The organism is Spirulina subsalsa CS-330 (assembly GCF_028330765.1).
GTDB lineage: Bacteria > Cyanobacteriota > Cyanobacteriia > Cyanobacteriales > Spirulinaceae > Spirulina > Spirulina subsalsa_A.
In genome coordinates, this window is sequence record NZ_JAQMTY010000142.1 from 1 (window position 1) to 9,666 (window position 9,666).

Here is a 9,666-nt window from a genome sequence, read left to right on the forward strand (position 1 = left end):
GGGCGTGGCACTGCGGGGGGCGGGGGTGTGGTTGAGGAGCAGCAGCACATCGTCGGCGGATTGGAAGCGGTCTTTCGGGGTGGGGCGCATCATTTTTTCAAGGATGGCGGCGGTGCGATCGCCCACATGGGGCGCATGTTCGCGCCAAGTCCAACAATTGTTATAGGTGTCAAACAATTGATCCGACGCTTTCCCCGTCACCAACACTAAACAGGTCGCCCCCAACGCATAGAGATCCGTCGAGGGATAGACCTGAGACCCTTGCATCTGTTCCGGGGGGGCAAAGCCCATGGAATAAATGCCCGTCGAATGTCCTGATCCGGCACTCCCCGCCGTTACCTGTTTCACCGCCCCAAAATCCAGCAAATACAACCGCCCTTGGGTCGTGCGCATAATATTCGAGGGCTTAATATCGCGGTGAATCACGCCGCGCCCATGGACAAAGGACAACACATTAAGAATTTCTCGCAACACTTCTAGCATTTCGGCTTCGCTGTAGTTCCCCTTCGCGGCGAGTTCATGCTCTAAATCTTGACCATCAATAAATTCCTGCACGAGATAGAAAAATTGCTCGTCTTTGTTCCCTTGGCGATCGGGAATCACGAGGGGAAAGAAGGCAAAGGAGTCGGGAATTTGACGGTGTTCACGGCCGAGATCTTCTAACACAGCGGCTTCACGCTCAAAGAGGCCTTGGGCAATTTCGAGTTGTTGGGCAGAGAGATTCCCCGCCGGTTGGAATTGTTTAACGACGCAGTTGCGGAGGGAGGTGGTGTAGCGATCGCAGGCTAAAAACGCCGCCCCAAACCCCCCTTGCCCCAAAAGCTGTGTCGGTAAATAACGCCCTCCCAAAATCAGCGGCATCCCGCACTGCGTACAAAACTTTTGTTGGGTGGTTTTGAGCGTATTGGCATCATCAAGGTCAGCAAAATGATTACGGGAACCACAACTTGGACGGGTACAAAGAATTTCCATGAACTAGCCAAAAAAGCAAAAAAATATGAGCGCGATCAATCCCGTTCAAGATCAAGCGGCTTGCCCTCTAGCCTAGCTAGACCAGGGGGAATGTTCAATATTATCCGTCAGAATTTCACTGTAACCCTCAGTGTTTGGAATGGGGACGTTTACTCTTTGGTCTCAACGGCTAAGACGGGGGGCGTTTCGGGGCTGGGGTCGGCGGCGGGTTCAAAGAGTGAAAAATTACCCTGGGTCGAGAATTCTGGCAAAATTTCCTTGACAAAGGCTTCAGCGGCCTTAGAGCGGTAGCGACTGGGGTTAATAATCACCGCTAAGGTGCGCCGCACCACCATATTGTCAATGGTCGCCCGGTGCAACACGTTCATCTTGAGTTCTTTCTCAATGGCGGAAATCGAAACAAAGGCGGCCCCCAATCCCGACTGCACCGCATTCTTAATCGCCTCAATTGAATTGAGTTCCATTTCCACCTTGAGGCGTTTGGGGTCAAGATTAGAGCGGGTTAAGACTTGGTCGATCACTTTGCGGATCGTGGATTGGGAGTCAAGGGCGATGAAGTTGAGGCGATAGAGATCCTCGCGCTGGATCGTTTCGACGGTGGCGAGGGGATGATTCACCGGCAGGATTAAGGCTAATTCATCTTCGGCGTAGGGGCGGACATGGAGGGTGTCTTGGAGTTCGGCGGGCACTTCACCGCCGATGATGGCGAGATCCACTTGACCATTGGAGACACTCCAGGAGGTGCGGCGGGTGGAATGAACTTGGAGTTGAACGGAAACATCGGGGTAGCGTTGGCGAAATCGGCCAATCATCCGAGGCAGGAGATAGGTTCCGGTGGTTTGGGAGGCTCCGACAATCAAGGTGCCGCCTTGGAGATTTTGGAGGTCTTCGATCGCACGGCAGGTTTCTTGGCAAAGGCTGAGAATTTTTTCGCCGTAGTTGAGGAGAAGATGTCCGGCTTCGGTCATTTGAGCACGACGGCCACCCCGGTCAAACAGGGGCACGTCCATTTGGCGTTCAAGGTTTTGGACTTGGAGACTGACGGCGGGTTGAGAGACGTAAAGGCTATCGGCCGCACGTTTAAAACTGCCTTCGGTTGCGATCGCTTTGAGGATGCGCAGTTGATCCAGGGTGAACGGAATTTCAGACATACTTGTCCACGAGAGCGTGAGGAAAAGTGATGGAAACTCCCCCTTTAACCCATGCGCTTTGATTTACTTCTTTTATCAAAAACTTGAGGTTAATGAAGAGAATCTCCCTTAGACAATGACAGTATCATAAGTCGGGATCAACGTCTGTAATATTGATTAGTATTACTTAACAAAGCGTTGATAGTAACGTAAGCTAGTCAATGATGAAGAAATGTAACTATTGATTTTCCCACAACGAAATTGATGAATCTTGCCTGGTGGACAACGAGTCATACGGTGATGGTGGCATTGCTGATCGGATTTGCGATCGCCCATAGTGGCCTCGCCGCCCTGCGGCCCTGGGGCGAAGGGCTGATCGGGGCCCGACTCTATCGCGTCGGCTTTGCCCTAGTGAGCATCCCCTTTGCCACGGTGTTGATCATCTACTTCTTTAACCATCGCTACGACGGGGCGACCCTCTGGCAGGTGCAGGGCGTGCCCGGAGTGCAGGCGACGGTGTGGATTTTGAGCGCGATTTCTTTTTTGTTTCTCTATCCCGCCACGTTTAATTTGCTGGAAATTGCGGCGATCGCAAAACCCGAAGTCCACCTCTACGAAACCGGCATCATGCGCATCACCCGTCACCCTCAAATGGTGGGCCAGGTGATCTGGTGCATCGCCCATACCCTTTGGCTCGGAACCACCTTCACCCTCGTCACCTCCCTCGGCTTGATCGCCCATCACCTGTTCGCCGTCTGGCACGGTGACCATCGCCTCGCCCAGAAGTACGGCGAGGCCTTCATTGCCGCGCGCGATCGCACCTCCGTCCTTCCCTTCCGCGCCATCCTCGACGGTCGCCAAACCCTCCACCTCCGGGAATTCCTCAAACCCGCCTACCTCGGAGTCAGCGCCTTCATCGCCCTCCTCTGGTGGGGACACCCCTGGTTAATGGTCATGACCGCCAAAGTTCCCTGGTAGCCCAGCAAAATCCCGCCCCGATTGAATGCCTACGATATAATTTGTTACGAAGCCTAACGCAAACTAACCCCATGAGCGATCCCGTTACCCGTGCTTTCTTTGTTGGCCGCGCCCTCGCCTCCGTCTTAGGCGAAAAAGTCGAAGCCGCCTTCACAGATACCCTCAGCAATATCGGTAAATTTGAAGCCGAGCAACGCGAAAACATCCGCCAACTCACCACCGAAGTGATGAGCCGCGCCGATTATGACCTCGGCAACTTTGACCCCACGGCCGCCGAATCTCCCGCATCCCATCCCCCCCAGCGTCCGGCGGATCTCCAAGAAACCATCGACGACCTGCGGGCCGAAATCGCCCGCCTCCGCTCAGCCCTCACCACCCATCGCACCTAGATCCCATCGTCCCATGAGGCTAGAGTCCCCCAAACTCGTGCCTCTCCCGCTGATTTAAATTCTGTTAATAGTCCGTTGTTATTACCCCCCCTATAAAAAACCGCGTGTCTGCCCTTTCTCAACGATCGCTCCCCTACCCCTCTGACCTCAGCACCCCTGCCCAACCCGCCCAAATCGAAGCGGGCAAGGCGACCTATCGCTGGAATCGGGACAACTACTCCCCCATGCGCCGCCGCATGGACATTTGGCGGTTTGTCTTCACCTTCATCAGTGAATTGTGGTGGGATGCCAAAAAATGGACGTATCCCGGCGGTTACACCGACGAAAAACGCCGCATCCGTCGCCAAAAGCAAGCCGCCTGGGTGCGCGAAAGCTTCCTCGAACTGGGCCCCACCTTCATCAAGGTGGGTCAACTCTTCTCCACACGCGGGGATCTCTTCCCGATCGAATATGTGTCGGAACTCACCAAACTCCAAGACCGCGTCCCGGCCTTTTCCTTTGAGCGGGTCACGAGCATCATTGCAGCCGACACCGGCAAAACCATCGGCGAACTCTTCGCCAGTTTTGACCCCACTCCCCTCGCCGCCGCCAGTCTTGGCCAAGTTCACCGCGCCCAACTCCACACCGGCGAAGACGTGGTGGTCAAAGTCCAGCGCCCCGGCCTGAAAAAACTTTTCACCATTGACCTGGCCATCCTGAAGCGGATCACGCAGTATTTCCAAAATCATCCCCGCTGGGGTCGGGGTCGGGATTGGCTGGGGATTTACGAAGAATGTTGCCGGATTTTGTGGGAAGAAACGGACTATCTCCTCGAAGGCCAGAGTGCCGATATGTTCCGGCGGCATTTTCGCGAGTTTGATTGGGTGCGAGTCCCAAAGGTGTTTTGGCGCTATACCTCCCCCCGTGTCTTGACCTTGGAATATGTGCCGGGGATTAAGATTAGCCACTATGAGGCCCTAGAAGCCGCCGGGTTAGATCGTAAACGGTTGGCTCGTCAAGGGGCGGAGGCCTATTTACAACAATTGCTCAATAATGGGTTTTTCCATGCGGACCCCCACCCCGGTAATATTGCGGTGGCTCCCGATGGGGCGATGATTTTCTATGATTTCGGGATGATGGGGCGGATTAATGCCAATGTCCGCGCCGGGTTGATGGAGACGCTGTTTGGGATTGCGGAGAAGAATAGCGATCGCGTCATTGCCTCCTTAATCAAACTCGGTGCTCTCCAACCCATTGGCGACATGGGCCCGGTGCGGCGATCGGTGCAATATATGCTCGATAACTTCATGGACAAGCCCTTTGAGGAGCAATCGATCAGCGCCATCAGCGACGACCTCTACGACGTGGCCTATGACCAACCCTTCCGCTTTCCGGCCACCTTCACCTTTGTGATGCGAGCCTTTTCCACCCTCGAAGGGGTGGGCAAAGGTCTCGACCCTGAATTTAACTTTATGGAAGTGGCGAAGCCCTTTGCAATGGAAATCATGACCAACACCAACCCCAACAACGGCGGCAGCATCCTCGATGAACTGGGCCGCCAAGCGGCCCAGGTCAGCAGCACCGCCCTCGGCCTGCCCCGCCGCATCGAAGACACGATCGAAAAACTCGATCGTGGTGATATTCGGGTGCGGGTGCGATCGAGCGAGTCCGATCGCATCCTGCGCCGCTTGGGGATGGTGCAGATGCTCACCAACCACACCATCCTGCTCACGGGGCTGGTGATATCGGCGACCCTCTTCGTGGTCAATGATTTGATCATCCTAGCCGTGCTCGTCGCGTTGGCGGCCATCGGGGTCGGTGTGCTCCTGCTGCGATCGCTCCAAAAACTAAATCGTTACGATCGCTTACCATAATGTCCCACCCGCAACGGAGGGGATTAGAATCACAGGTGAATCGCTAATATTACTTACGCAAAAATTGGGCTATGGCACGTCGCTTTACGGGGCTTACAGACACGGGGATTGTCCGCTCAGTCAACCAAGATGACTTCTACATTGATCCTGAGGGACGATTTTTCGTTGTTGCGGATGGGATGGGCGGTCACGCTGGGGGTCAAGAAGCCAGTCGTATCGCCACAGAAACGATCAAGACCTATCTTGACGAAAATTGGAACGCCACCCTGACCACCCCTGATCTCCTCGAAAAGGCGATTTGGGAAGCCAATCAAGACATCCTCGATGATCAAGACACCCACCCCGAACGGGCGGACATGGGTACTACCGTCGTCGTCTTGGTGTTCCGAGAGGATCGGCCCTGGTGTGCCCATATTGGCGATTCTCGCTGTTACCGCCTGCGCCAGGATACCTTAGAGCAGATCACCGAAGATCAAACCTGGGTGGCACGGGCGATGAAAATGGGCGATCTCTCCCCAGAAGATGCCCGGAATCACCCTTGGCGGCATGTGTTGTCCCAATGTTTGGGGCGGCGTGACCTTAATCAATTGGATATTCAACAGGTGGAAATTCTGCCGGGCGATCGCTGTCTCCTCTGTAGCGACGGCCTCACCGAAGAAGTCCACGATCGCGAAATTTTCACCCACCTCAGCAGCAACGACGACTGCGAAGCCGCCGCCGCCGCCCTGATCAACGCTGCGAAAACCAACGGCGGCTCCGATAACATCACCGTCGTCATCCTCGCTGAAACCTGATCGCCGCCGTTGTTGCCCTTCCCGGAACCGGCGGGGTGGCTGTCCTGGGTCTCAACGGCAGACAGCAGCCCACGTCTCCCCTGCACGCACCGATTGATCCCTCTGCTCACGTTCCTATGGTATCGCTGGCCCGTCGTAACCTGTTTGAAGATTTGCCCCGCTTCCTGGTGGCCCAGGCGGGCATTATGTTTGCGGTTAGCCTCGTCACGATCCAAACCGGAATTCTCCAAGGGTTTACCCGCTCCACCACCCTGTTGATCGATCAATCCAAAGCCGATCTGTGGATTACCTCCGATCAATTTGTCTATTTAGAACTGACTGAACCCATTGCCCTCGCCACCCTCACCATTGCCGCCGAGGTGGAGGGCGTGGCGAAAGCGGAAGCCGTGATGCGGGGGTTTGGCCGCTGGTACATTCCCAACGAGGAATTAACCTCAGTGCGGATTTTTGGCTTTGATCCCCAGGGTGAATTGTTTGTGCCGGGTATGCTCCAAGCGGGCAACGTGGAGGATCTGACGCAGCCCTATACGATTCTGGTGGATCAAAGCAATTTGGATTCTTTGCATTTGGAGGGAGTGGGCGATCGCGCCCGCATCGACTCCCGCCCCACCACCGTCGTCGGGGTCACCAAAGACACCCAATCCATCGCCTCAAGCTCCTATATCTTCACCTCCCTGGAAAATGCCAACGCCTACACCAATTCAGGCTTTTCCTCCGAAGTGCAATGCCGCTACGACGAAGGCGACCTCAACTGCGTCAACACCTACACCGCCGACAATCCCATCGCCACCCCCAACCCCCCCGCCCCCGAACCCCTCAACCAAGCCACCCCGATCACCTTCATTCTGATTAAAGCCACCGACCCCGAAAATTTAGCGGGCTTAAAATCACGCCTCACGGATCAATTGCCCGGCACAAAAGTGTTTACCACCGCAGAACTCTCCGACATCACCCGCACCTATTGGCAACGCCGCACCGGCATCGGTTTCATCTTGGGCCTAGGGACAGCGGTGGGGGTGATCGTCGGCATGGTAATTGTGGGACAAATTCTCTACGCCTCAGTATCCGACCACATTAAAGAATTCGGCACGCTCAAGGCCATGGGCGCATCCGATCGCTTCATCTACGGCATCATCATTGAACAAGCCCTCTGGATGTCGGTGTTGGGCTATTTACCGGGGATGTCCCTTTGTTTGGGGGTGTCCTATTGGGCCCTGACGACCCAAGGCATTTTGATTTTAATTACCCCCCTGACGGCGGCGGGGGTGCTGGTGGTGGCAATGGGGATGTGTGTGGGGTCGGCCTTGTTCGCAATCCAAAAAGTGACGCGGGTTGATCCGGCGATCGTCTTTAAAGCCTAGGGGCTGCGCTCATCCCTGCGTCGTTAGGGCTTCTGCTCTGGGGTGGATTCGTCATCGGGGGCGATCGCAACTGGTTCACCAAGGTTATCTCGAACCCTGGCGCAAATTCTGAGGACTTCGCTAAAACACGGCCTAACTCCCATTCCGTCTTGCCCTCACGGGGGGGGATACACGATCGCAGGGCGGCGGCCTGACCGTAATTCCGGTCATACCCATCTCGGATAAACCAGTAGTGCTGAGGTTCATCAAAGGAGTTATTGAGAATGGGTTTATTGACTTCGTAGGTCATAGCTTAGGCTAGTGTGAATCTGATCTGATAACTCTTGGGGTCGATGGTAAAGCCGTGTTTTTCATACCATCCGATTAAGAATGGTTGTTGTGTCCGGTCTTCATACGTCAATTCGCCAACAATTTCATGAATCCCTTTCCGTCTAGCAACATTGATGATGTGTTGTAGTAACTGAGTCCCTAGAGTCTTATTCCGGTAGTTAGTAGGTTCGTTCCAATGAGTGAGTTTAAATAGCTTATCAATGCCACTTTGAAAGGTTTGATTATCGTAAATTAGAAAGTCAGCAATTTTCAGATTTCCGTCTTCAATTAAGCAATAGGCATAGCCTACGCGGTTATTACGCTCACACCGATTGAGAAAAAAGTAAATAGCTTGTGACTGACAGTTTTTATCAAAAAAGTAATCAATTTCAAGATGATATTCTCGACCATCACAATCAAAAATATTCTCAACTTCTTCAGATAATGCTCCAGGTTCAGCAGTGTAACTCATGATGAAATTTCGTTGGGAACGCAAGCTTGGGTAAATAGCTCTCCAAATCTAGTGAGCTTAATATGACTTTTAATATGAACTCCAGTCTGGATATTTCTTGCTTTGTCAAAAATCGGTTCTTGATTACCAACTTGCCATATACCAGCCAAGTTCAAACTATGTAAGTGATCTAAGTAGATTTCAAAATTTTCAGGATAAATAAGTTGATTCAATGGAAAACTATTTTCTAGTAATTTTATTGATTTAAATGTCTGCGATTGATGATCCAAGGATGAACATTGACGATAGATATAGAAATCTTTTTTGAGCCAAAACAAAATATGAGCTTCATCGACACTCAATTGAGCAATGATTTTAGGAAAGGCTGGATGTGCTTCTCTAACACGTTCTCGATCAATTGCCCTAGCGAGAAGGTTTATAAACATTTCAGCTAATACGCTAGACTCATCAACATAGCGTAGTGCTTCAAACACTGGCCCAACAATTTGGGGGTGTGCCTCAATTCGTTGTTCTTCTGGAACTCTGTCTGACAGTTTTTTAAGATGATGCTGCCAACGGTCTGATTCAATCGCAAGACGTTCAATAGGAGCGATTAGTAAGCGTAATACCTTTATTGTTGACTCTAGTCCACCTCCAATTTGTTTAGCAGTGGGTTGTAGTGTGTCTTTATAAACTTCACTAAGCAATAAGTATTTTGCAACATCCGGTTCTTCATCCATTCTCTGTACCTCGTAATAATCTTAAAATTTACGATATTCTTCACACGGATTAATCATCTTTCCAGGCTTCAATGCAAGCCATGAAAATATTGATAGCTGGATGATCAATTAATTCTTTGAAAGTTTCCGTACCTCCTGCCTTAAGAACTTTAATGATTTTTGACTTAAGAGCTTGATTACTCTCAATAACTTCTACACCTGCCGTAGCAATTTTTGAATTGTTAAGTGGGCTTGGTGGATTGTAAGTTTGTGACAGTTGGTTGAGCAATTCCTGAATTTCCTGAGCAGCTTCAGTAAGAGATTGACGCTGTTCTGGCGGATAGTTATTGATAGTTGCTTTGTCTATGTGGCCTGAACCTGTAACACTCGCAATATTGCTGCCAGGAAAGTTGAAATCTTGTTTGATACTCGGCTGACTTTGCTGTGGAAAGTCTTCAGGATGGTGCAGCATGGTTTTTCCCTTATCTGTTAATGTACATTTCGCATACTCAAGCTTTCCGTCTTTCCAGGCTCTAGCTCCCTTGATATATTCTTTCTGTACAAGAGTGTCTAATGCTGAATGTACACGATATTGTTCAGCATTCAAATGTAGTGCAATCTCTCGTTCGCTGGTGTGTCTTTCATCAATTGCTTTGAGTATTTTACTAATAAATTCATCCGACATATTCATCAAATCCTCTGGATGGTCA

General features: G+C 51.9%; 9 protein-coding genes and 2 pseudogenes. 5 read left to right on the forward strand and 6 right to left on the reverse strand.

Going from position 1 to position 9,666, the window contains the following annotated elements:
• On the reverse strand, positions 1 to 972 hold a 972-nt coding region (locus tag PN477_RS09435; protein WP_272147205.1), incomplete at its 3' end, for a serine/threonine-protein kinase.
• A 149-nt stretch (positions 973 to 1,121) separates the two neighbouring features.
• Positions 1,122 to 2,123 (reverse strand): LysR family transcriptional regulator, encoded by a 1,002-nt coding sequence (locus PN477_RS09440; protein ID WP_272115761.1) that lies wholly within the window; start codon positions 2,121 to 2,123, stop codon positions 1,122 to 1,124.
• Positions 2,124 to 2,366: 243 nt separating this feature from the next.
• On the opposite strand from PN477_RS09440, the gene PN477_RS09445 reads away from it, so the two are divergent.
• The 5 genes from PN477_RS09445 to PN477_RS09465 all read left to right on the forward strand — a co-directional run bounded on the left by PN477_RS09445 (position 2,367) and on the right by PN477_RS09465 (position 7,477).
• Entirely contained in the window at positions 2,367 to 3,080 is a 714-nt protein-coding gene (locus PN477_RS09445) for an NnrU family protein (RefSeq protein ID WP_272115763.1), read from the forward strand.
• Positions 3,081 to 3,151: 71 nt separating this feature from the next.
• Positions 3,152 to 3,469, forward strand: coding sequence for a DUF6825 family protein (locus PN477_RS09450; RefSeq protein ID WP_072620137.1), 318 nt, complete (start codon positions 3,152 to 3,154; stop codon positions 3,467 to 3,469).
• A 224-nt stretch (positions 3,470 to 3,693) separates the two neighbouring features.
• Positions 3,694 to 5,322, forward strand: a complete 1,629-nt coding sequence (locus PN477_RS09455) for an ABC1 kinase family protein (RefSeq protein WP_417158784.1) — start codon at positions 3,694 to 3,696, stop codon at positions 5,320 to 5,322.
• 71 nt (positions 5,323 to 5,393) lie between these two features.
• Positions 5,394 to 6,116 carry a Stp1/IreP family PP2C-type Ser/Thr phosphatase gene (locus tag PN477_RS09460; protein WP_272115769.1) on the forward strand — a complete coding sequence of 241 codons (723 nt, stop codon included), beginning with the start codon at positions 5,394 to 5,396 and terminating at the stop codon, positions 6,114 to 6,116.
• A 116-nt stretch (positions 6,117 to 6,232) separates the two neighbouring features.
• The gene (locus PN477_RS09465) at positions 6,233 to 7,477 is read left to right on the forward strand and encodes an FtsX-like permease family protein (protein WP_272115771.1); all 1,245 of its coding nucleotides are present in this window, start codon (positions 6,233 to 6,235) and stop codon (positions 7,475 to 7,477) included.
• Between the two features lie 64 nt (positions 7,478 to 7,541).
• On the opposite strand, the pseudogene PN477_RS09470 reads toward PN477_RS09465, so the two are convergent.
• From PN477_RS09470 to PN477_RS09485, 4 genes and pseudogenes are all read right to left on the reverse strand, one after another.
• Positions 7,542 to 7,766, reverse strand: a pseudogene (locus tag PN477_RS09470) (hypothetical protein); the annotation flags it as partial.
• A 3-nt stretch (positions 7,767 to 7,769) separates the two neighbouring features.
• Entirely contained in the window at positions 7,770 to 8,258 is a 489-nt protein-coding gene (locus PN477_RS09475; protein WP_272115775.1) for a GNAT family N-acetyltransferase, read from the reverse strand.
• Complete coding sequence (locus PN477_RS09480; RefSeq protein ID WP_272115777.1) at positions 8,255 to 8,977, reverse strand: DUF4393 domain-containing protein; 723 nt, start codon at positions 8,975 to 8,977, stop codon at positions 8,255 to 8,257. Before PN477_RS09480 ends, PN477_RS09475 begins: the two co-directional genes overlap by 4 nt.
• Before the next feature lie 49 nt (positions 8,978 to 9,026).
• Positions 9,027 to 9,666, reverse strand: a pseudogene (locus PN477_RS09485) (hypothetical protein); the annotation flags it as partial.